The following is a 22,335-nucleotide window of genomic DNA, read 5'->3' on the forward strand; positions in this document are numbered from 1 at the left end:
CCACTGCGGAGCATTGGCGACCGACGACAACGCGGCGAGGTGCGTGCCCCGGCGCCGCGGACCCGGCAAAGATCCGCAAGACACGCCCTAGGGCTCGCCGGGCCGGGCCCGTTCTAGGGTGAACCGCATGACCTCCGACACCCCCCGCCGCAGTGGACTGCGCGGTCTCGGCCACGCCGGGCCGTCGCCGTGGACCGACCTGGACCGCCCGCCGCTGGACGCCGCCGCGCTCCGCCGGGACCTGCTGCTCCCCGGCGGGCTCTGGACCTCCCTCGACGTCGTCGAGGAGACCGGCTCCACCAACACCGACCTCGCGGCCCGCGCCCGCGAGGGCGCCCCGCAGGGCGCGGTGCTGGTCGCCGAGGCCCAGAACTCCGGCCGCGGCCGGCTCGAACGGCAGTGGAGCGCCCCCGCCCGCTCCGGTCTCTTCCTGTCCGTCCTGCTTCGCCCGGACGGGGTACCCGTCGAACGCTACGGCTGGCTGCCGATCCTGGTCGGCGTGGCCGCCGCGAGCACCCTGAGCCGGGTCGCCGAGGTCGAGGTCGGCCTGAAGTGGCCCAACGACCTCCAGGTGGAGATCGACGGCGCGGAGCGCAAGCTCGGCGGCATCCTCACCGAGCTGGGCGGCGGCGCGGTGGTCGCCGGCCTCGGTCTGAACGTCTCGCTGCGCGACGCCGAGCTGCCCGTCCCCACCGCCGCCTCGCTCGCCCTGGCCGGCGCCGCCGTCACCGACCGGTCCACCCTGCTGCGCGCCCTGCTGCGCGAGTTCGCCGGGCTGTACGGGGAGTGGACGGCCGCCGCCGGCGACCCGCACACCAGCGGCCTGCTGCGCGCGTACGCGGACCGCTGCACCACGCTGGGGCGTCCGGTGAAGGTGCTGCTGCCCGGCGACCGCGAACTGCGCGGCGAGGCGGTCGCGGTGGACGGGGACGGCCGGCTGGTGGTCCGCACCCCCGACGGCGCCCGGCGGGCGGTCGGCGCGGGGGACGTCGTCCACGTGCGCCCGGAGCCGCGCGGCACGCGGTAGCGGCGCCGTACGCCGGGCGGGCGCCCCGTGCGTCCCCTTACTTCCCCTTGACCCGGGCGGATGCCCCGGATCGCGCGATTCCGTGCGAACATTCCACCTGGCAGCAGTGTGAGGCGCGCCACTGCCCGCCGGGTGGCGGGCGCGCCCGGACTGGCAGGACACGAGGCGAGTGCGGCGACCGCACGGGGACGGACCGGTGGCAGAGGACGGCAGCAACGGCGGCGGCAACGGCGCCGGAGGCAACGGCGGCCCGGCGGGCTCCGACGACCAGACCGTCGCCCTCGACCTCGAACGCCTCATCCTGGACGCGCCGCGCCGCTACACCCCGTACCAGGCCGCCCGGGCCGCCGACGTCCCGATGGAGCTGGCCACCCGCTTCTGGCGGGCGATGGGCTTCCCGGACATCGGGCAGTCCCGGGCGCTGACCGACGGCGACGTGATCGCGCTGCGCCGGCTGGCCGGCCTGGTCGAGTCGGGCCTGCTGAGCGAGTCGATGGCGATCCAGGTGGCCCGCTCCACCGGCCAGACCACGGCCCGGCTGGCGGGCTGGCAGATGGACACCTTCCTGGAGAACCTCACCCAGTCCGTCGAACCCGGCCTGACCCGCGCCGACGTCGCGTACCCGCTGGTCGAGCTGCTGCTGCCGGAGCTGGAGCAGTTCCTGGTGTACGTGTGGCGGCGGCAGCTGGCCGCCGTCACCGGCCGGGTGGTGCAGGCCGCCGAGGACAACGAGATCACCAGCGGGCGGCTCGCCGTCGGCTTCGCCGACCTGGTCGGCTTCACCCGGCTGTCGCGGCGACTGGAGGAGGAGGAGCTCGGCGAGCTGGTCGAGACCTTCGAGAACACCTGCTCCGACCTGATCGTCGGCCAGGGCGGCCGGGTGATCAAGACGCTCGGCGACGAGATCCTCTTCGTCTCCGAGGACCCGGTGACGGCCGCCGGGATCGCGCTCGGCCTGATCGAGGCGCTGGCCGAGGACGACACCATCCCCGCGCTGCGGGTCGGCATGGCCTTCGGCACGGTCACCTCGCGGATGGGCGACGTCTTCGGCACCACGGTCAACCTGGCCAGCCGGCTCACCTCGATCGCGCCCAAGGACGCGGTGCTGCTCGACGGCGAGTTCGCGGCCGCGCTGGAGCAGAACGGCAGCGTCGCCCCGCCCGACCTCGACGGTCCCGGACTCGCCGAGGCGCTGTCGGCGGCGGCCGGGATGCCGCCGTCCGGCCCGCCCCTGGGACCGGACGCCGCCCACCGGTTCAATCTGCAGCCGATGTGGCGCCGGCCGGTGCGCGGGCTCGGGCTGGTCGAGCCGTGGCTGCTCTCCCGGCGTACGCGCACCGCGTAGCCCCCGGCGGCCCGCCGGTCCGGCGCGCGGGTGCCGCGCCGCGACACGCCGAACGGCGGACCGTCACACGGTCGTGCGGGCGTGAAGTCGAAAACGGGGCATAACCGACCGAAACCGCCATAGTCTTGGTGCAGGCGCCTCAGTGCGATCGGTCTCGGGGGCGGCGCCGCCGGACGGGCGGGAGCGGTCGTGGGCGCGGGCGCCCGGGCGGACCACCAGCAGGACCGAGCACAGGGAGCGAGGCGAGCCGGTGAGCAGTGAGGCGATCATGACGGACCGCGGCCGGACCCAGCAGCCGCCCGCCGTCCCCGAGCCCGGGGCGGCTCTCGGGGGCGCCCAGGCCACCGACGCGCGGCTGCGGGCCGTCGTCGAACTCGCCCAGGACATGGCCGGTGCGCTCACCCCGCTGGAGGCCGTCCGGGCCGCCGCCGCCCGCGCCACCGAGGCGCTCGGCGCGACGATGGCCGCGGTCTCGGTCTGGGACCGCGAGTCCGGCCGGCTGCGGGTCCTGGTCAACCACGGCGAACTCGCCCCGGGCGAGGAGGAACTGCCCGAGGACGAGTCCTACCCGGTCGCCGACTTCCCCGAGATCGTCACGTACCTGGAGGAGCGCTGGACCACCGGCCGGCTGCCGCGCGCCTGGGTGCAGACCGCCGACAACAGCCAGCCGCACGCCGGGCACGCGCACCCGACCGCCGGCGCGTACTGCCAGGAGCGCGCCGCCGCGCTGCGCCGCCGCGGCCGGTCCTGCTGCGTGGTCGCGCCGATCGTGCTGCACGGGCAGGCCTGGGGCGAGCTCTACCTCGCCCGCACCGCCGGGACGCCCGCCTTCACCGAGGCCGACGCCGACTACGCGACCCTGCTGGCCGCCCAGATCTCGGCCGGCCTCGCCCAGACCGAACGCCTCGCCGACCTGCGCAGGCTCGCCTTCTCCGACCCGCTCACCGGCCTCGCCAACCGGCGCGCGGTGGACGCCCGGCTGGAGAGCGCGCTGGCCGCGCACAACCGGGACAACACCGTGGTCTCGCTGGTCGTCTGCGACGTCAACGGCCTCAAGCGGGTCAACGACCAGCTCGGCCACGAGGTCGGCGACCGGCTGCTGGAACGGTTCGCCCACCAGCTGTCGCTGGCCGCCGCCAAGCTCCCCGGCAGCCTCGCCGCCCGGCTCGGCGGCGACGAGTTCTGCCTGCTGGTCGAGGGACAGAAGGCGGACGAGGTGGTGGCCGCCGCCGAGGAGCTGTGCGCACGGGCGCTGGCCCTGGCCGAGGGCGAGGGGGTGGCCTGCGGCGTCGCCTCCACCGGCGACTCGATCGGCCCCGTCACCACCCCCGACCGGCTGTTCCGGCTCGCCGACGCCGCCCAGTACCGGGCCAAGGCCGCCCGGGCCGCCCACCCCGTGGTGGCCGGGCGCAGCCACGGCCCCGGGTTCTCGCCCGACCCGACGGTGCTGCTCGCCGACGCCGCCGATCCGCAGCACCGCGGCGACGGCCGGTTCCGCCCGGGCGGCCGGGCCGGGGCCGGGGACCGGCGGCGCTTCCGCGGCGCCGCGCACAGCGCCGACCCGGGGCAGTTGCTCACGGCGGTGCTCGCCTCGCTCGACCGGCAGGGCGCGGTGCGGGCCGTGCACCCGGCCGACACCGTCGGCAAGCTCGCGGTGGTGGCCGAGACGGCGGCCCGGCTGCTGGACGCGGTCGGCTGGTGGATCTCCTACGTGCCGCCCGGCTCGCAGCTGATGCGCACCGCTCGGCACGCCGTCTACCGGATGACCAGCGGGCCGAGCAGCACCCGGGCGGAGACCCAGCGCGCCCAGATCGAGGCCCCGGACGCCGTCTTCGACCTGCGCCACTACCCGATGACGCGGCGGGCGGTGCGCGGTGGCGCCTTCGCGCTGCGCGCGGGCGCGGCGGGCAACGACCCGGCGGAGGAGGCCATGCTGGTGGTCTCCGGCTACCGCGGCATGGTGGCGGCCGGCGGCCGGAACCCGGCGGGCGGCTGGCTGCTGGAGCTGTTCGCCGACGACGCCACGCTGCCGCTGGGCCAGGTGGCCTCGGCGCTGCGGGCGCTGGTCGCGGTGGCCCTGGCCGGTCCGGCCTCCCCGCCGGAGGGCTGAGCGCCCGGCCCCGGGGATTGTGGTGCTCCGGTGACCGGTCTGTTCCGAGCAGGTCGCGGTCCGGTCGCGGGGGTGGGCGTGGCGGGGCGTGCGTGGGAAGGTGTCGGCGGTCGGCGGGCCGTCGGGGCGCGCCGGATCGGAAAACGGGGTCGATTGCTGTGCGTGTTCGGTTGACGGGTCTGGTTCTCTCCGCGGTGCTCGCGTTCGGCGGCGCCGCGCTGGCCGCCCCGGCGGCGTCGGCGGCGTCGGCGGCGTCGGCGGCCGCGCCCGCGTCGCGGACGGTGACGGTGGCGGCGGCGGACCAGCAGGTCGGGGAGGGCCGGGCCGGGGCGTCGGCGGACCGGCACGGCACCACGCGGCTGGCCGACTCCAAGGACAAGGCCAAGGACAAGTCCAAGAAGAAGAAAAAGAAGAAGAAGGGCTTCGGCAGGTTCATCGGCCTGATCATCGGCGCCGTGGTGCTGCTGGTGGTGATCGCCGTGGTCGTCGCCCTGCTGCTGGTGCTGCGCCGCCGCAACCGGTCCTGAGCCGGGGACTGCGGCCGAGGGCTGCGCGGGGATCAGCCGCCGGTGGTGCCGAGCGCGCCGAGCAGGGCCGCCACGACCTGGTCGGCGTAGCCGTCGTCGAGCGGGCCGAGCCCGTGCAGCCAGCGGTAGTACAGCGGGCCGTAGAGGAGTTCGACGGCGAGGTCGAGGTCCGCGTCCGCCTGTAGCTGTCCGGCCTCCCGGGCGGCCCGCAGGCGGTCGCGGGTGACGTCGAGCAGCGGGTCCAGGAGCCGTTCGCGGTACTCGCGCAGCAGGTCGGGGTCGGTGAGCACCTCGGCGGTGAGGGCGCGTCCGGTGCGGTTGAAGGCGGGGTCGGCGAGTTCGAGGGCGGTGAGCCGCAGGAGGGCGCGCAGGTCCTCGCCGAGGTCGCCGGTGTCGGGGAGGGCGAGGCTGCCGGAGGCGTTCTCGTTGGTGGCGAGGAAGGCGTCGAAGACGACGGCGCCCTTGGACGGCCACCAGCGGTAGATGGTCTGCTTGCCGACGCCGGCGCGGGCGGCGATCTTCTCGATGGTGAGCTTGCCGAAGCCGATCTCGGCGACGAGTTCGCCGGCGGCGGTGAGGATCGCGGCGCGGCTCTGTTCGCTGCGGCGGGCGGGGTCGGGGGTGTTCTGCGCTCTGGCCATGAACGTCATCCTACGAGCTGACGAGACGATCCGTATCGTCTTGACGTGGTGATCCGGAAGGGGCATTCTTATGGAGCGTCAGCGAGACGAACCGTCTCGTCTCGCACATTCGAAGGGAACACCCATGACCCGCCCCGCCGCCCACATCGCCATGGTCTCCATCCCGGCCCACGGCCACGTCAACCCGAGCCTCGCCCTGATCGCCGAACTCGTCGCCCGGGGCCACCGGGTCAGCTACGTCAACGACCCGTCCTTCGCGGAGACCGTCGCCACCACCGGCGCCACGCTCGTCCCGTACTCGACGGTGCTGCCGCTCGGCGGCGACTCCTCGGGGTGGCCGGAGGACCCGGTCGCCGTCCAGGACGTCTTCCTCGACGACGCCCTCGCCATGACCCCGGTGCTGCAACGGCTCTTCGCCGAGGACCGGCCCGACCTCGTGCTGTACGACATCGGCGCCTTCGCCGCGCGGGCGGTGGCCGAGGGCCACGGCGTGCCGGTGGTCCAGCTCTCGCCCACCATGGTCGGCTGGGAGGGCATCGAGCAGGACATGGCCGAGTTCTTCGAGACGCTGCGCACCGGCCCCGGCGGCCCCGAGCACTACCGGCGGTTCGGCGACTGGCTGGCCGGGACCGGCGCGGTCGTCCGGGACGTCGAGCGGTTCAAGAACCGCCCCGACCGCGCGATCGCGCTGATCCCGCGGGCCCTGCAGCCCAACGCGGACCGGGTCGACACCGAGCGCATCACCTTCGTCGGCCAGTGCTTCGGCGACCGCTCGCACCAGGGCGGCTGGCAGCGGCCCGCCGACGCGCAGAAGGTGCTGCTGGTCTCGCTCGGCTCGGCCTTCACCGACCGGCCCGCCTTCTATCGCCAGTGCCTGGAGGCCTTCGGGGGCCTGCCCGGCTGGCACGTCGTCCTCCAGATCGGCAAGAAGACCGACCTCGCCCTGCTGGGCGAGGTGCCGGCCAATGTCGAGGTGCACCGCTGGGTGCCGCAGTTCGACGTGCTGGCGCAGGCCGACGCCTTCGTCACCCACGCCGGCACCGGCGGCGCCGGCGAGGGCCTGTACCACGGCGTGCCGATGATCGCGGTGCCGCAGGCCGTCGACCAGTTCGCCAACGCGGACTCGCTGGTGGGGCTCGGCGTCGCCCGGCGGCTGGACACCGACGACGCCACGGCCGACGCGCTGCGCGCCGCGCTGCTGGAGGTGGCCGGCGACCCGGTGATGGCCGCCCGCCTCGCCGAACTGCGCGCCGAGGCCCGCGCCGAGGGCGGCACGGAGCGCGCGGCGGACCTCGTCGAGGCGGAGCTGAAGTGAGGGCGAGGGGGAGGCGGGGCCGTCAGGCGATCCGGTCGGGGCGGGTGTAGACGTTGGCGCCCTCGCCGCGCAGGAAGCCGACCAGGGTCAGGCCCAGCTCCTCGGCGAGGTCCACGGCGAGCGAGGACGGCGCCGAGACGGCGGCCAGCAGCGGTACGCCGGCCAGCGCGGCCTTCTGGGTCAGCTCGAACGAGGCCCGGCCGCTGACCAGCAGCACGTGCCCGGTCAGCGGCAGCCGGCCCTCGCGCAGCGCCCAGCCGACCACCTTGTCCACCGCGTTGTGCCGTCCGACGTCCTCGCGGGCGCAGAGCAGTTCGCCGCTGTGGCCGTCGAACAGGCCGGCGGCGTGCAGGCCGCCGGTGGAGTCGAAGGTCCGCTGGGCGGCGCGCAGCCGGTCCGGCAGCGCGTACAGCAGCGCGGGCGGGACGGTCAGCGGGTCCTCGCCGACCGGGTGGCGGACATGGGTGCGCACCGCGTCCACGGTGTCCCGGCCGCACAGCCCGCAGGCGCTGGTGGTGAGCAGGTTGCGGTGGGCGGAGAGCGGGGGCGTCCGGGCGTCGCGCGGCGTCGCGTCGACCACGTTGTAGGTGTTGGCGCCGTTCTCGTCGGTGCCGGCGCAGTAGCGCAGCGCCGCGAGGTCTTCGGCCGTGTGCACGATGCCCTCGCCGACCAGGAAGCCGGCCACCAGGTCGAAGTCCTGGCCGGGGGTGCGCATGGTGACGGTGAGCGGTTCGCCGCCGAGCCGGATCTCCAGCGGTTCCTCCGCTGCCAGCGCGTCCGGCCGGGTGGTGCGCCCGTCCCCGCGCAGCCGGAGCACCCGCCGCCGTGCCGTCGCCCGCGTCATCGCCTGGTCCGCCTCTCCGTCCACCGCGTCCGGCTCCCCGCCGTCCGCCTCCCCACAGCGTGCGCCACCGGGGCGGGTATTCGAAAATCCAGGTGACCGGCCGGTGCGGTGGTCGACTTTCAACCACGCGAGAGTGGTTGTCATATCTTCATTCACCTGGTGAGATGGTGTATATGGATATGCACAGTGCTGCGGCCCCCCACGCGCCGCTCGTCCGGGTCGGCAAGGCCGACGTCAGCGCCGAGGACGTGCTGGCCGTCGCCCGGGGGAACGCCCGGGTCGAGATCGGACCCGACGCGCTCGCCGAGATGGCGGCCTCGCGCGCCCGGATCGACGCCCTGGCGGCCGAACCGCGCCCCGTCTACGGCGTCTCCACCGGCTTCGGCGCCCTCGCCGTGCGGCACATCAGCCCCGAGCTGCGCGCCCAGCTCCAGCGCTCGCTGGTGCGCTCGCACGCCGCCGGGATGGGCCCGGCGGTCGAGCGCGAGGTGGTCCGCGCGCTGGTGTTCCTGCGGATGAAGACCCTCGCCAGCGGCCGCACCGGTGTGCGCCCGCTGGTCGCCGAGACCATGGCCGCGATCCTCAACGCCGGCATCACCCCGGTGGTCCGCGAGTTCGGCTCGCTCGGCTGCTCCGGCGACCTCGCGCCGCTGTCGCACTGCGCGCTCGTCCTGATGGGCGAGGGCGTGGCCACCGGCCCCGACGGCGTCGAGAAGCCCGCCGGCGAACTGCTCGCCGCCGCCGGCATCGAGCCCGTCGAACTGCTGGAGAAGGAGGGCCTCGCCCTCATCAACGGCACCGACGGCATGCTCGGCATGCTCGTGATGGCCATCGCCGACCTGCGGCGCCTGTTCACCACCGCCGACATCACCGCCGCGATGACCCTGGAGGCGCTGCTCGGCACCGACAAGGTGCTCGCCCCCGAGCTGCACGCCCCGATCCGCCCGCACCCCGGGCAGGCGCTGTCCGCGGCCAACATGCTGGCCGTGCTCAAGGGCTCCGGCCTGACCGGCCACCACCAGGACGACGCCCCGCGCGTCCAGGACGCCTACTCGGTCCGCTGCGCTCCGCAGGTGGCCGGCGCCGGGCGCGACACCCTGGCGCACGCCCAGCTGGTCGCCGCCCGCGAACTGGCCGCCTCGGTCGACAACCCGGTGGTGCTGCCGGACGGCCGGGTGGAGTCCAACGGCAACTTCCACGGCGCCCCGGTCGCCTACGTGCTGGACTTCCTCGCCATCGCCGCCGCCGACCTCGGCTCGATCTCCGAGCGCCGCACCGACCGGCTGCTCGACAAGGCCCGCTCGCACGGCCTGCCGGCCTTCCTGGCCGACGACCCGGGCGTGGACTCCGGTCTGATGATCGCCCAGTACACCCAGGCGGCGCTGGTCAGCGAGAACAAGCGGCTCGCCGTGCCGGCCTCGGTCGACTCGATCCCCTCCTCGGCCATGCAGGAGGACCACGTCTCGATGGGCTGGTCCGCCGCCCGCAAGCTGCGCCAGGCGGTGGAGAACCTCGGCCGCATCCTCGCCGTCGAACTCACCGCCGCCGCACGCGCCCTGGAGATCCGCCGACAGGCCGGCGCCGCCGGCGAGCCGGCCCCGGCCACGACCGCGGCGCTGGCCGCCGCCCGCACCGCCGGGGTGGGCGGCGCCGGGCGCGACCGCTTCCTGTCGCCCGACCTGGAGGCCGCGGCCGCGCTGGTCGCCTCCGGCGAGCTGGTGCGGGCGGTCGAGCGGGTCACCGGGCCGCTGGCCTGACGGCCTGACGGTCGGACGGACCGCGTGGAGCGGGTGGGACGGATGGCGGCGGCTCAGGACGGCGCGTTACTCCCACTCGCTCCGCGCGGTCTCCGAACGGCGCTTCTCCTCGCCGCGCTCGGCCAGCGAGGCGGAGAGGTTGACGCCGACGATGCCGCCCCAGCACACCAGCAGGCCCCAGAACCCGGCGGCGCCGGCGCCGATGCCCGACAGCGGGATGCCCAGCGCCATGGAGACGATCGCCAGCCGGGTGCTCGACCGGCCGGAGCGGCGCGGTCCGTGCCCGTGCCCGCGCCCCGGCGGGGCAGAGGGCTGGCCGTACCCGTCGGCCGGGCCGAGCCGCTCGCTGACCCGGCGCTCCACCCGGGCGTCCAGCCGGGCGTCGAGCCGGGAGAGGAAGGAGTCGAGGAGCTCCGACTCGTACTCCTTGCCGAGCTCCTTGCGGGCCTGCAACGTGGCGTCCAGATCGCGCCGCAGGTCGTCCTGGCGAGTGTCCATGGACACCAGCCTGCGCCCGACGGGCCGGGCGGGTCCACCCGTTCGCGCGGAATCAGGGCGGTCTCAGGGGGATTTCAGGGTCACCCCGAGGCGGCCGGCGGCCCGCACGGGGCCGCATCCCGGGCGTCTCGGCCGGCGTCCCGTCGTACGAGACGTCTTTGCCAGCGGCCGCCCGCTGCTGCACAGTCATCCGAACAGCTCGCATCCGGAGGTACCGCCATGACCGCCACCGACGACGCCGGCACGGTCGGGCCCTCCGCCCGGCTGCTCCAGCTCTTCGAAGGCCACCGGCTCACCCCCACCCAGCGGCGGATCGCGCACTCGCTGGTGCGGCACGCCACCGAGGCGCCGTTCCTGTCCAGCGTCGAGGTCGCCGAACTCGCCGGCGTCAGCCAGCCTTCGGTGACCCGGTTCGCGGTCGCCCTCGGCTACGACGGCTATCCGGCGCTGCGCAAGCAGCTGCGCGAGCTCGGTGCCGGCGAGCACACCGCCCCCGAGACCCCGGCCGACGCCGTCCGCAACGAGCACCAGCAGGCCGTCCTCGCCGAGATCGAGCACCTGCGCCACCTCGCCGAACTGCTCGCCGACCCCGAGCCCATCACCCGCGCCGCCCGCCTGCTCGCCGCCTCCCGCCCGCTGCCCGTGCTCGGCCTGCGCGCCGCCTCCGCGCAGGCGCGCGGCTTCGCGTACTTCGCCGCCAAGGTGCACCCGGACATCCGGCTGCTCGACGAGGGCGGCAGCATGCTCGCCGACCGCCTGGAACAGGCCGCCGCGGCGGGCGCGAGCGTACTGCTCTGCTTCGCCCTGCCGCGCTACCCGCGTGAGCTGATGGACGCCCTGGCGGTGGCCCGCGAGTGCGGACTGACCGTCATCACCGTGGCCGACAGCGTCTTCGCGCCGGTCGCCAAGCTCTCCGACCTGATGCTGCCAGCCGCCGTCGGCACCGGCCTGGTCTTCGACACCGCCTGCGCGCCGATGATGCTCGGCCGGGTGCTGCTGCAGACCATGTGCGACGAACTCCCCGGCGCCGAGGCCCGGCTGGAGGCCATCGAGCAGTCGGCGGCGGCCCGCGGACTGTTCCTGGAGTAGCCGGCCTCAGGCTTCGAGCGTTTGCCGGATCCGTTCCAGGGTCGCCCGCATACCGGCCCGGTTGGCCGCCGCCCGCCGCTGCGGGGGCACCCCGGTGAACACCTTGCCGAGCAGTTCGGCGACCGGCGCGCCCCGCCCGGTCCGCAGGTCCCGCCAGTACTCGGTGAGGGTCGTGCCGCCGTCCCCGTCGGACTCGAAGCGGTAGCCCCACTCGGCGATCGGCAGCCCGAACGAGTCCACCCGGAAGGCGAACGCGCGCCCCGGCTCGGCCGTCGTCACCCGGCAGGTGGTGAACCAGACGAACAGGCCGCGGCGGTTGAACCCGACGAACCTGTCACCGGCCCGCAGCGTCCCCCGGCGGGCCCACACCGCCCGGCACTCGGGACTCCACTCGCCCATCCGCCGCACCTCGCTGACGGCGCGGTAGACCACCGCCGGCTGCGCCGCCACGCCGACGCTCTCCTCGACACCCCACTCGCGGTCCACGCCGCCCCTCCCCGTCGCCCCGCCGGCCGTACGCCGGTCCCGCCGACCGTACCCGCAGGTTGGCGATCCGCCCAGGGCGGGCATCACTCCAGTCAGGGGGTGCCGCCATGCGCGTGATCCACGAAATGAAGTTCGTCGGCCGGCTCGCCTCGGGAGCCGACGAGTGGTCCTGCCCGACCTGCGGACGCCGCGTCACCCTGCGCCGTCTGCCCGACCCCGAACTCACCGTCCTCGACCCGGGCGACGAGACCGTCGTCCATGTCGGAGTGATCGAACCCGACGCCCGCGCCGCCGCGGCCGCCGACCAGTACGGCCTCGGCCCCGTCCAGGAGATCCCCCGCCCACCCCGCACCCCCGTCCCCGACGCCGCCGACCGCCGCTGGCTGGAGGAGATCGGCATCAACTGGGACGACGACGCCGCGGCGTGAGGGCCCGTTCCCCGGCCGCCCACCGCGGCAGCCGGTCGGTTCGCAGTTCCCGCGGAAGGGGTACGGCGAGCGGAACAGGCTCGCCGTACACCCCGCGCAACACCTCCCCGTAGCCCCCCTTCCGGGGACCGGTGTGCAGCACCCACCTGCCCCACCGGGGATCCAGTGCGAGTAGTGCGGGCACCTCGGCGGCGGCGTACCAGTCGCTCTTCACGGTGACCTCCCAGGCGCCCTCGGACCGGGGCACCACCTCCACGGCGAGGGCCACGTCGCGCGGATCCACGAGCCAGTCGTCGCCCTCCTCCCAGCTGCGGGGAAGGACCGTCAGGTCGGGGGTGGCGTAGTCGTCCCCGTCGCCCGGCATGCCGACGGAGACGACCTGGCAGGTCGTGAGCCGCTCCGGCAGGCCGGCGTCGAGCTGTTCGCGCAGCCGTTGGACGGTGCCCACGTGCTTGCCCCGGCGCGGCGGGGCGAGGACCAGCGTCCCGCCGATGACCTCGACGCCGAGCCCGGTCAGCCGGCCGAGTTCCGAGGCCGCCTCGCGCAGTGCGCCGGGTCGGACGGGGAGTTGTGGCACACGTCCTCCGTTCGGCGTCTGGGCCGAGTGGCTGGTGTTCGCCGGGTTCAGCGTAGCGCGGGGGAGCCGGGCGGGCGGGTGTCGATCGGATGGGGCCGGGCTCTGGCCGGGGGGTGGATGTTTGGATATATTCAGCCTGGTCGAGTCTGAATGAATTCATCCGCAAGGAGGCCGGGACATGGTGCAGCAGGTGAGCGGGCCGCGTGAGGTGCGGGCGGCGCGGGGGACGGGGCTGACAGCGCGGGGGTGGCAGCAGGAGGCGGCCCTGCGGATGCTGATGAACAACCTCGACCCGGAGGTGGCCGAGCACCCGTCGAAGCTGGTCGTGTACGGGGGGACCGGGAAGGCGGCGCGGGACTGGCGGTCCTTCGACGCCATGGTGCGGACGCTCGAAGGGCTGAAGCAGGACGAGACCATGCTGGTGCAGTCCGGGCGGCCGGTCGGCGTCATGCAGACCCACGAGTGGGCGCCGCGCGTGCTGATCGCCAACTCCAACCTGGTCGGCGACTGGGCCAACTGGGAGGAGTTCCGCCGGCTGGAGAGCCTCGGGCTCACCATGTACGGGCAGATGACCGCCGGCTCCTGGATCTACATCGGCACCCAGGGCATCCTCCAGGGCACCTACGAGACCTTCGCCGCCGTCGCCAACAAGCGGTTCGAGGGCACGCTGGAGGGCACCATCACCCTCACCGCCGGCCTCGGCGGCATGGGCGGCGCCCAGCCGCTGGCCGTCACCATGAACGGCGGCGTGGCGATCTGTATCGACTGCGACCCCTCCCGGATCTCCCGCCGGATCGAGCACCGCTACCTGGACGTCGAGGCCAAGGACCTCTCCCACGCCCTGGAGCTCGCCACCGCCGCCCGCGACAAGCGGCAGCCGCTCTCCATCGGCGTGCTCGGCAACGCCGCCGAGCTGGTCCCGCAGCTGCTCGCGATGGACGCGCCGATCGACATCGTCACCGACCAGACCAGCGCCCACGACCCGCTGAGCTACCTGCCGGTCGGCGTCGCCTTCGACGACATGGCGTCCTACGCCGCCGAGAAGCCCGCCGAGTTCACCCAGCGCGCCCGCGAGTCGATGGCCCGGCACGTCGAGGCGATGGTCGGCTTCCAGGACCGCGGCGCCGAGGTGTTCGACTACGGCAACTCCATCCGCGGCGAGGCCCAGCTGGCCGGCTACGACCGCGCCTTCGCCTTCCCCGGCTTCGTGCCCGCCTACATCCGCCCGCTCTTCTGCGAGGGCAAGGGCCCCTTCCGCTGGGCGGCGCTGTCCGGCGACCCGCAGGACATCCACAAGACCGACAAGGCCGTGCTCGACCTCTTCCCGGAGAACGAGTCGCTGCACCGCTGGATCCGGATGGCGCAGGAGAAGGTGCACTTCCAGGGCCTGCCCGCGCGGATCTGCTGGCTCGGCTACGGCGAACGCGACAAGGCCGGCGAGCGCTTCAACGACATGGTCGCCGCCGGCGAGCTGTCCGCGCCGATCGTCATCGGCCGCGACCACCTGGACTGCGGCTCGGTGGCCTCCCCCTACCGGGAGACCGAGGCGATGCTGGACGGCTCCGACGCGATCGCCGACTGGCCGCTGCTCAACGCCATGGTCAACGTCGCCTCCGGCGCGTCCTGGGTCTCCATCCACCACGGCGGCGGCGTCGGCATCGGCCGCTCGATCCACGCCGGCCAGGTCACCGTCGCCGACGGCACCGCGCTGGCCGGCGAGAAGATCCGCCGGGTGCTCACCAACGACCCGGGCATGGGCGTCATCCGGCACGTCGACGCCGGCTACGACCGGGCGGCCGAGGTGGCGGACGAGCGCGGCGTCCGCGTCCCGATGGGTGAGCTGTGACGTCGTCCTTCGAGGAGATGTGGGCGGAGCTGCTCCCCGTGGGCCGCTCCGCCGCGTCCGGCGGCTACCGCCGGTTCGCCTGGAACGCCGCCGACGCCGAGTGCCGCGCCTGGTTCGAGCAGCAGGCCCGTGACCGGGGCCTGGCCTACGAGCTGGACCGCAACGGCAACCAGTGGGCGTGGCTGGGCGATCCGGAGGCCGGCGGCGCCGTGGTCACCGGCTCGCACCTGGACTCCGTCCCCGACGGCGGCGCCTTCGACGGCCCGCTCGGGGTGGTGTCCTCCTTCGCGGCGCTGGACGAACTGCGCGCCCGCGGCGCGCGGTTCGCCCGCCCGCTGGCGATCGTCAACTTCGGCGACGAGGAGGGCGCCCGGTTCGGCGTGGCCTGCATCGGCTCCCGGCTCACCGCCGGGGTGCTGAGCCGGGAGGCCGCCTACGAACTGCGCGACGCCGACGGTGTCCGGCTGCCCGACGCGATGGAGCGGGCCGGCCAGGACCCGACCGCGATCGGCGCCGACGGCGAGCGGCTGGCCCGGATCGGCGCCTTCGTGGAACTCCACGTCGAGCAGGGCCGCCGCCTCGCCGAGGACCAGCCGGTCGGCGTCGCCTCGGCGATCTGGCCGCACGGCCGCTGGCGCTTCGACTTCCACGGCGAGGCCAACCACGCCGGCACCACCCGGATCGAGGACCGCCGCGACCCGATGCTGACCTACGCCACCACCGTGCTCGCCGCCCGCAAGAAGGCGCGGCTGGCGGGCGCGCTGGCCACCTTCGGCAAGGTCGCCGTCGAACCCAACGGCACCAACGCGATCGCCTCCCTGGTCCGCGGCTGGCTGGACTCCCGGGCGGCCGACGAGGCCACCCTGACCGCGCTGGTCGAGGAGATCGAACGGGCCGCCGCCGAGCGCGGCGAGCGCGACGGCGTCCGGGTCGGGCTGACCCGCGAGTCCTACACCCCGGTGGTCGACTTCGACGGCCCGCTGCGCGACCGCCTGGCGCGGGTCATCGGCGCGAAGGGGGGCCTCGGCGGCGCCCCCGTGCTGCCCACCGGCGCGGGACACGACGCCGGAATCCTGGCATCCGCCGTGCCGACCGCCATGCTGTTCGTGCGGAACCCGACCGGCGTCTCGCACTCCCCGGCGGAGCACGCCGAGACGGCCGACTGCCTGGCCGGGGTCACCGCCCTCGCCGACGTACTGGAGGACCTGGCGTGTCAGTAGGCCGTGCCGCAGGCGCGCGAACGACAACCTTCTGGGCGCAGTACGCCTGGCTGCCGCACGTCAACGGGCCGGTGGTGGAGCGGGACGTCCTGATCAGCACCGGCGCCGGCGGCAAGATCGCCAGGGTGCAGCCGGACAGCGGGCCCTGCCCGCCCGGCGCCGTCCGGCTGGCCGGCCTGCTGCTGCCGGGCCAGGCCAACGCGCACTCGCACGCCTTCCACCGGGCGCTGCGCGGCCACGTCCAGGTCGGCTCCGGCACCTTCTGGACCTGGCGCGACACCATGTACCGGTTCGCCGGCGCGCTCGACCCGGACCGCTACCTGGCGCTCGCCACCGCCGTCTACGCGGAGATGGCGCTCGCCGGGATCACCGCCGTCGGCGAGTTCCACTACCTGCACCACGCGCCCGGCGGCGCCCGCTACGGCGACCCCAACGCGATGGGCGAGGCGCTGATCGAGGCCGCCGCCCGGGCCGGCATCCGGATCACCCTGCTCGACACCTGCTACCTGTCCTCCGGCTTCGGCGCCGAGCCGACCAAGCCGCAGCGCCGGTTCAGCGATGGCGACGCCGACGCCTGGGCCGAGCGGGCCGGGGCGCTGCGCGAGCGCGAGCACGCCCGGATCGGCGCCGCCATCCACTCGGTGCGCGCCGTGCCCGCCGAGCAACTCGGCACCGTCGCCCACTGGGCGGCGATGCGCCGGGCGCCGCTGCACGTCCACCTGTCCGAGCAGACCGCCGAGAACGACGCCTGCCTCACCGCGCACGGCGTCACCCCGACCCGGCTGCTCGCCGACCACGGCGCGCTCGGCCCGCGCACCTCGGCCGTGCACGCCACCCACCTCACCGAGGAGGACGTCAAGCTGCTGACCGACTCCTCCACCACCGTCTGCATGTGCCCCACCACCGAGCGGGACCTTGCCGACGGCATCGGCCCGGCCCGGCAGCTGGCCTCCGGCGGCTGCCCGGTCACCCTGGGCAGCGACAGCCACGCCGTCATCGACCCGTTCGAGGAGGCCCGGGCGCTGGAGCTGGACGAACGGCTGCGTACCCGCACCCGGGGCCACTGGACGGCGAACGCGCTGCTGCGGGCCGGCTCGGAGGACGGGCACGCCTCGCTGGGCTGGCCCGAGGCCGGGCGGATCGAGGCCGGTGCGCTGGCCGACTTCACCGTGATCGCGCTGGACTCGGTGCGCACCGCGGGCCCCGCGCCGCGGCTGGGCGCGGAGACCGCGGTGTTCGCGGCCTCGGCGGCGGACGTGCGGCACGTGGTGGTCGGTGGGCGGCACGTCGTGCGTGACGGCGTGCACCAACTGGTGCCGGACGTGCCGGGCGCGCTGAAGTCCTCCATCGACGCCCTGAGTTGCTGAGCCCCCTGGAAAGGCCTGACGTGACGTCCCCGAGCATTCCGAGCACCCTGATCACCGGCATCGGCACGCTGGTCACCAACGACCCCGGGTACGGGACCGGGCCGCTGGGCCTGCTCACCGACGCGGCGGTGGTGATCGACGGCGAGAGCGTCGCCTGGGTCGGCCCGGCGGCCGAGGCGCCGGCCGCCGACGAGCGGTTCGACGCGGCGGGCCGTGCCCTGCTGCCCGGCTTCGTCGACTCGCACGCCCACCTGGTGTTCGCGGGCGACCGCACCGCCGAGTTCAACGCCCGGATGTCCGGGCAGTCCTACTCGGCGGGCGGCATCCGCACCACGGTGGCCGCCACCCGGGCCGCCGCCGACGCCGAGCTGGACGCCAACCTGGCCCGGCTGGTGCGCGAGGCGCTGCGGCAGGGCACCACGCTGGTCGAGTGCAAGTCCGGGTACGGGCTCACCGTCGAGGACGAGGCCAGGGCGCTGCGGATCGCCTCCTCGTACACGCCGGAGACCACCTACCTGGGCGCGCACGTGGTGGCCCCCGAGTTCGCCGAGGACCCGGCCGGCTACGTCGAGCTGGTCACCGGCCCGATGCTGGACGCCTGCGCGCCGTACGCCCGCTGGGTGGACGTGTTCTGCGAGAAGGGCGCCTTCGACGGCGACCAGGCGCGGGCGATCCTCACCGCCGGCGTGGAGCGCGGGCTGACGCCCCGGGTGCACGCCAACCAGCTGACGTACGGTCCGGGCGTGCAGTTGGCCGTCGAGCTGGGGGCGGCCTCGGCCGACCACTGCACCCATCTGACGGACGAGGACGTGGCCGCGCTGGCCGGTTCGGCGACGGTGGCGACGCTGCTGCCGGGCGCCGAGTTCTCCACCCGGGCGGTCTATCCGGACGCGCGCCGGCTGCTGGACGCGGGGGCGGTGGTGGCGCTGTCCACCGACTGCAACCCGGGCTCCAGCTTCACCAGTTCGATGGGTTTCTGCATCGCGGTGGCGGTGCGCGAGATGGGCATGACGCCCGACGAGGCCGTCTGGGCGGCGACGGCGGGCGGCGCGCACGCGCTGCGGCGTCCGGACGTCGGCGTCGTGCGGGCTGGCGCCCGGGCCGATCTGCAACTGCTGGACGCCCCCTCGCACGTGCACCTGGCCTACCGGCCGGGCGTGCCGCTGACGGCGGCGGTCTGGCGTGCGGGCGTGCGCGAGGTCTGAGCGGTGCGGCGGCGGTGACGGCGGGGCCGGGGGCAGGTGTTCCCCGGCCCCGCCGTCGTGCCTAGCCGAGGCCCAGCGAACGCCGCAGGAAGGCGAGTTCGTGCGGCACCAGGTTCGACGCCACGGACTCGTCGGTGGGCCGGTGGCCGGTGCCGCGCAGCGGGAGCACCTCGTGCGGGCGGCCCGCGGCGAGCAGCGCGGCGGACAGCCGCAGGGGGTGCACGGGCAGCACGTTGTCGTCGTCGAGGCCGTGGATCAGCAGCAGCGGGCGGCGCAGCGCGGGCGCGTCGGCGAGCAGTGAGCAGGCGTCGTAGTGCTCGGGGTGCTCGTCGGGGTGGCCGAGGTAGCGCTCCTGGTAGTGGGTGTTGTAGATCCGCTGGTCGGTGGGCGCGGCGCCGGCGGAGGCCGCGTGGAAGACGTCGGGGCGGCGCAGCACGGCGAGCGCGGAGAGGTAGCCGCCGTAGGACCAGCCGCGGATGGCGACCCGGTCGAGGTCGAGCAGGCCGGGCCGCAGCCGGGCGGCCTCGTGCAGGCCCTCGACCTGGTCGGCGAGGGCGGGGCCGGCCTTGTCCCCGGCGACCGTCTTCTCCCAGCGGGGGCCGCGTCCGGGGGTGCCGCGGCCGTCGACGGCGAGGACGGCGAAGCCCTGGTCGGCGAACCACTGGGAGGTGAGGTCCCACCAGTGCGGGGCGGCGGTGACCTTCTGCAGGGCCGGTCCGCCGTAGGGGTCGAGCAGGACGGGCAGCGGGCCGTCGCCGGGGCGGTGGCCGGCGGGCAGGAAGAGCGAGGCGCGCAGTTCGCGGGGGCCGAGGCGGAGCGGTTCGGGGCGGGCGGTGAGGACGGGCGTCTCGGCGTGCGAGGCCAGCGTCCGGGCGGGCAGGGAGTCACGGTGCACGGTGGTGCGGCCGGTGGGCGCGCCGGGCGTGCGGGCGGTGTGGACGAGGGTGCCCGAGCGCCGCGCGCCGGTGTGCACGCCGGGCTCCTCGCTCAGCCGGACAGCGCCCGCGGCCTGGTCCCACGACCACAGGTGGGTCTCGGTCGGCTCGTCGGAGGCGGTGAAGAGCACCTGCCCGCCGTCGGTCCCGAGCACGGAGCGCACCTGGAGCCCGGGCGGGGTGACGGGCTTGCCGTCGACGGTGAGGTGCCGGGTGTCGCCGTCGTCGGCGGCGTCGACCAGGGCGCCGGCGGCGGTGCGGGCGGGCAGACCGGGGAGCAGTTCGACCCAGTGCTCGTCGCGCCGCTCGGCGAGGACGCGGGTGGCGCCGTCGGCGGGGTCGACGGCGAGGGTGAGCACGGTGCGCTGGTCGCGGCTCTGCACGGCGGCGTACGGGCCGTGGCCGTCCCAGCCGGCGGCGGTGAGGTACTCGTACCCGGCCCGGTCCCAGCGGACCTCGGTGCGCCGGCCGTCGAGGCCGAGCAGCCAGAGGGTGACCTCGGCGTTGTCGGTGCCGGCCAGGGGTTGGCGCAGGACGCGCGGGGGCCGCTGGGGGTCGGCCGGGTCGGCCAGGTGGAGGCGGGTGACGTGGCGCTCGTCGACGCGGGCGACGAGCAGCGCGGTGCCGTCGGGGGACCACCAGTGGGCGCGGGTGCGGCCCATCTCCTCGGCGGCGACGTGCTCGGGCACGCCGTAGCGGACCTCGGGGTGCCCGGGTTCGGCGAGTGCGCGGTCCTCGCCGCCGTCGGCGTCGACGACGCGCAGGGCGCCGCCTCCGGCGTAGGCGATCCGCCGGCCGGCGGGGTCGGGGCGCGGGTCGTACACCTCGGTGGCGGTGGGGACGCGGCGGACCTCGCCGGTGGCGGTGTCGGCGAGCCACAGTTCGCCGCCGAGGGCGAAGGCGGCGAGCCGGCCGGCGGCGTCGGTGGCGTACGCGGCGATGCCGTCGGTGTGGACGCGGGCGCGCTCGCGGCGGGCCCGTTCGGCCTCGGGCAGCCCGGCGCCGGGGCGTTCGGCGCCGAGCGCCGCCGGGTCGGCGAGCAGGCGTTCCCCGCCGGTTTCGGTGTCCAGGGCCCAGAGACAGGTGACGGGGTCGTCGCCGCCCCGGCTGCGCAGGAACAGGACGGTCCGGCCGTCGGCGCAGACGGCGGGCTGGGCGGGGGCGCCGAGGGCGAAGCGCCGGGTGCGGGCGAGCTGGCGCGGAAGCGAATCGGTCGGCACGGGGACGGTCGGCACGGAGTCGGTCGGCATGCCGGGCACCATAGGCACACCCGGCCCGGCCCTGTCGAGGGGGTGCAACGGACCGGGGCCGCCGCGGATCTCAGGAATCCGCGACGGCCCCGGGGCCGGGTCGAGGGACGTCAGTGGACGTCGCCCATCAGCTGTACGACCTTGCGGCGGTAGGCGTAGAGGGCCAGGCCGGCGACGATGGCCATACCGCCCTGGACGGCGAAGTACCAGGTGGAGCCGACCACGTCGTCGCCGAGGACCAGCTGGAAGATGGCCGCGACGCAGTCGCCCGCGGTGACGGCGAGGAACCAGACGCCCATCATCTGGCTGGCGTACTTGGTCGGGGCCAGCTTGGTGGTGACGGACAGGCCGACGGGGGAGAGGGTCAGCTCGCCGATGGTCTGGATCAGGTAGACCATGGCCAGCCAGAGCGGCGTGACCTTGGTGTCGCCGGAGGCGGCGGCCATGGCCAGCATCATGACCATGAACGAGGCGCCGATCATCAGCAGGCCGAAGGAGAACTTCGCCGTGGTGCTGGGGTTCTTGGAGCGGCGGGAGAGCGCCACCCAGATCCAGGCGAAGACCGGGGCCAGGGCCATGATGTACAGCGGGTTGAGCGACTGGAACCAGCTGGACGGGAAGTCGAAGCCGAACAGCGTGGACGAGGTGTGGTCCTGGGCGAAGATGTTCAGCGTCGAGCCGGCCTGGTCGTAGATCATCCAGAACACGGCGGCGGCGACGAAGAACCAGATGTAGCCGCTCATCCGGGACTGCTCGGTCGCGTCGAGGTCCTTGTCGCGCTTGACCTTGGTGAAGACGAAGACCGGGATCGCCAGGCCGGCGATGGACAGCGGCCAGATCGCCCAGTTGATGGTGAAGTGGCCGGTCAGCACGACGACCGCGTAGAAGACGGCGGCGAGGGCGAGCCAGAGGCCGGCCTTCTTGAAGATGGCGCTCTTCTCGGCGGCCGAGATCGGCGAGGTGACCACGTCGCTCTTGGCGCTCAGGTGGCGGGTGCCGACCAGGAACTGGGTGAGGCCCAGGGCCATGCCGACGCCGGCGAGGGCGAAGCCGAGGTGCCAGTCGACGTTCTGGCCGATGGTGCCGATGACCAGCGGGGCGGCGAAGGCACCGAGGTTGATGCCCATGTAGAAGATCGTGAAGCCGCCGTCCCGGCGCGGGTCGTTGGGCCCGTCGTAGAGGTGGCCGACCATCGTGGAGATGTTCGCCTTGAGCAGGCCGGAGCCGATCGCGATGAACACGAGGCCGCCGAAGAACGACACGTTGACCGGCAGCGCCAGCAGGAAGTGGCCGATCATGATGATCGAGCCGCCGAGGGCGACGGTCTTCCGGGCGCCGAGGAAGCGGTCGGCGATCCAGCCGCCCGGGAGTGCCAGCAGGTAGACCATCGCGGTGTACACGCTGTACACCGCGGTAGCGGTGGCGAGCTTCATGCCGAGGCCGCCGTCGGTGACGGAGGCGGTCATGTAGAGCACCAGCAGGGCACGCATGCCGTAGTAGCTGAAGCGCTCCCACATCTCGCTCATGAACAGCGTGGCGAGGCCCCGGGGGTGCCCGAGGAAGGTCTTGCCGCCGGAAGAGGCCGGCTGTATGCCGGACTCCATGGTCGTAGACGCCATGAGTAGTGGTTCCTTGCCTGACAGCGTCCGCCAAGGGGGGTGGCGGCGGACGTGGACAGAACCACTCTACGTGGCGACATTTGGCGTTATCAGCTGACAAAAGAGGCCAATTAGGTATGCCGATGGCAAAGAGAGCTACAGATTCCCCTCCATGATCCATGGTACGACGGGCAAAATTCCTTCGGTTGCAAGATCAAAACGGGGGATCTTCGCCGAACGAGCGGTCCGGGCGTGTCGGTTGGGAAGGGA

Annotated in this window: 18 protein-coding genes and 1 pseudogene; 12 read left to right on the forward strand and 7 right to left on the reverse strand. The window is 74.6% G+C overall.

All coding sequences use genetic code 11. The features are described from left to right. Positions 1-127: 127 nt before the first annotated feature. From ACFZBX_RS35325 to ACFZBX_RS35340, 4 genes and pseudogenes are all read left to right on the forward strand, one after another. On the forward strand, positions 128-1,027 hold the full coding sequence (locus ACFZBX_RS35325) for a biotin--[acetyl-CoA-carboxylase] ligase (RefSeq protein ID WP_391537910.1): 900 nt from the start codon (positions 128-130) through the stop codon (positions 1,025-1,027). 169 nt (positions 1,028-1,196) lie between these two features. Then, a complete protein-coding gene (locus ACFZBX_RS35330) occupies positions 1,197-2,372 on the forward strand; it encodes an adenylate/guanylate cyclase domain-containing protein (protein WP_391537911.1) in 1,176 nt (391 codons plus the stop codon). A 385-nt stretch (positions 2,373-2,757) separates the two neighbouring features. Continuing rightward, positions 2,758-3,783, forward strand: a pseudogene (locus ACFZBX_RS35335) (diguanylate cyclase domain-containing protein); the annotation flags it as partial. A gap of 869 nt (positions 3,784-4,652) precedes the next feature. Further along, the gene (locus ACFZBX_RS35340) at positions 4,653-5,009 is read left to right on the forward strand and encodes a hypothetical protein (RefSeq protein ID WP_391537912.1); all 357 of its coding nucleotides are present in this window, start codon (positions 4,653-4,655) and stop codon (positions 5,007-5,009) included. Between the two features lie 32 nt (positions 5,010-5,041). On the opposite strand, the gene ACFZBX_RS35345 is transcribed toward ACFZBX_RS35340, so the two are convergent. Then, entirely contained in the window at positions 5,042-5,650 is a 609-nt protein-coding gene (locus tag ACFZBX_RS35345; RefSeq protein WP_391537913.1) for a TetR/AcrR family transcriptional regulator, read from the reverse strand. Positions 5,651-5,720: 70 nt separating this feature from the next. Between ACFZBX_RS35345 and ACFZBX_RS35350 the strand changes: the two genes are divergently transcribed. Beyond that, positions 5,721-6,965: a macrolide family glycosyltransferase gene (locus ACFZBX_RS35350; RefSeq protein WP_391537914.1), complete on the forward strand. Its 1,245-nt coding sequence runs from the start codon at positions 5,721-5,723 to the stop codon at positions 6,963-6,965. A 22-nt stretch (positions 6,966-6,987) separates the two neighbouring features. On the opposite strand, the gene fdhD is transcribed toward ACFZBX_RS35350, so the two are convergent. Next, entirely contained in the window at positions 6,988-7,809 is an 822-nt protein-coding gene (gene fdhD, locus ACFZBX_RS35355) for a formate dehydrogenase accessory sulfurtransferase FdhD (protein ID WP_391537931.1), read from the reverse strand. Positions 7,810-7,988: 179 nt separating this feature from the next. Between fdhD and hutH the strand changes: the two genes are divergently transcribed. Then, positions 7,989-9,566, forward strand: a complete 1,578-nt coding sequence (gene hutH / locus ACFZBX_RS35360; protein WP_391537915.1) for a histidine ammonia-lyase — start codon at positions 7,989-7,991, stop codon at positions 9,564-9,566. Positions 9,567-9,632: 66 nt separating this feature from the next. Here the strand turns inward: hutH and ACFZBX_RS35365 are convergent, their stop codons facing one another. Then, complete coding sequence (locus tag ACFZBX_RS35365) at positions 9,633-10,064, reverse strand: hypothetical protein (protein WP_391537916.1); 432 nt, start codon at positions 10,062-10,064, stop codon at positions 9,633-9,635. Between the two features lie 219 nt (positions 10,065-10,283). Between ACFZBX_RS35365 and ACFZBX_RS35370 the strand changes: the two genes are divergently transcribed. After that, positions 10,284-11,153, forward strand: coding sequence for a MurR/RpiR family transcriptional regulator (locus ACFZBX_RS35370; RefSeq protein ID WP_391537917.1), 870 nt, complete (start codon positions 10,284-10,286; stop codon positions 11,151-11,153). A 6-nt stretch (positions 11,154-11,159) separates the two neighbouring features. Here the strand turns inward: ACFZBX_RS35370 and ACFZBX_RS35375 are convergent, their stop codons facing one another. Further along, a complete protein-coding gene (locus tag ACFZBX_RS35375; RefSeq protein ID WP_391537918.1) occupies positions 11,160-11,639 on the reverse strand; it encodes an SRPBCC family protein in 480 nt (159 codons plus the stop codon). Positions 11,640-11,746: 107 nt separating this feature from the next. On the opposite strand from ACFZBX_RS35375, the gene ACFZBX_RS35380 reads away from it, so the two are divergent. Then, the gene (locus tag ACFZBX_RS35380; protein ID WP_380755917.1) at positions 11,747-12,067 is read left to right on the forward strand and encodes a hypothetical protein; all 321 of its coding nucleotides are present in this window, start codon (positions 11,747-11,749) and stop codon (positions 12,065-12,067) included. Here the strand turns inward: ACFZBX_RS35380 and ACFZBX_RS35385 are convergent. Next, the gene (locus tag ACFZBX_RS35385; protein ID WP_391537919.1) at positions 12,039-12,644 is read right to left on the reverse strand and encodes a Uma2 family endonuclease; all 606 of its coding nucleotides are present in this window, start codon (positions 12,642-12,644) and stop codon (positions 12,039-12,041) included. The two genes, ACFZBX_RS35380 and ACFZBX_RS35385, sit on opposite strands and share 29 nt — an antisense overlap. A 190-nt stretch (positions 12,645-12,834) precedes the next feature. Between ACFZBX_RS35385 and hutU the strand changes: the two genes are divergently transcribed. From hutU to hutI, 4 genes are read left to right on the forward strand one after another with little or no spacing between them, the layout of a single operon-like run. Continuing rightward, positions 12,835-14,490: a urocanate hydratase gene (hutU, locus tag ACFZBX_RS35390; RefSeq protein WP_391537932.1), complete on the forward strand. Its 1,656-nt coding sequence runs from the start codon at positions 12,835-12,837 to the stop codon at positions 14,488-14,490. A gap of 17 nt (positions 14,491-14,507) precedes the next feature. After that, the gene (locus ACFZBX_RS35395) at positions 14,508-15,710 is read left to right on the forward strand and encodes an allantoate amidohydrolase (RefSeq protein ID WP_391537933.1); all 1,203 of its coding nucleotides are present in this window, start codon (positions 14,508-14,510) and stop codon (positions 15,708-15,710) included. Beyond that, positions 15,701-17,077, forward strand: coding sequence for a formimidoylglutamate deiminase (locus ACFZBX_RS35400; protein WP_391537920.1), 1,377 nt, complete (start codon positions 15,701-15,703; stop codon positions 17,075-17,077). The genes ACFZBX_RS35395 and ACFZBX_RS35400 overlap by 10 nt, the downstream gene beginning before the upstream one ends. Before the next feature lie 35 nt (positions 17,078-17,112). Next, positions 17,113-18,282, forward strand: coding sequence for an imidazolonepropionase (gene hutI, locus ACFZBX_RS35405; protein ID WP_391537934.1), 1,170 nt, complete (start codon positions 17,113-17,115; stop codon positions 18,280-18,282). A 61-nt stretch (positions 18,283-18,343) separates the two neighbouring features. Here the strand turns inward: hutI and ACFZBX_RS35410 are convergent, their stop codons facing one another. Beyond that, complete coding sequence (locus ACFZBX_RS35410; RefSeq protein WP_391537921.1) at positions 18,344-20,467, reverse strand: prolyl oligopeptidase family serine peptidase; 2,124 nt, start codon at positions 20,465-20,467, stop codon at positions 18,344-18,346. 110 nt (positions 20,468-20,577) lie between these two features. Next, on the reverse strand, positions 20,578-22,086 hold the full coding sequence (locus ACFZBX_RS35415; RefSeq protein ID WP_391537922.1) for a peptide MFS transporter: 1,509 nt from the start codon (positions 22,084-22,086) through the stop codon (positions 20,578-20,580). Between the last annotated feature and the right edge of the window lie 249 nt (positions 22,087-22,335).

It is taken from the genome of Kitasatospora sp. NPDC008115 (assembly GCF_042957205.1).
Taxonomy (GTDB): domain Bacteria; phylum Actinomycetota; class Actinomycetes; order Streptomycetales; family Streptomycetaceae; genus Kitasatospora.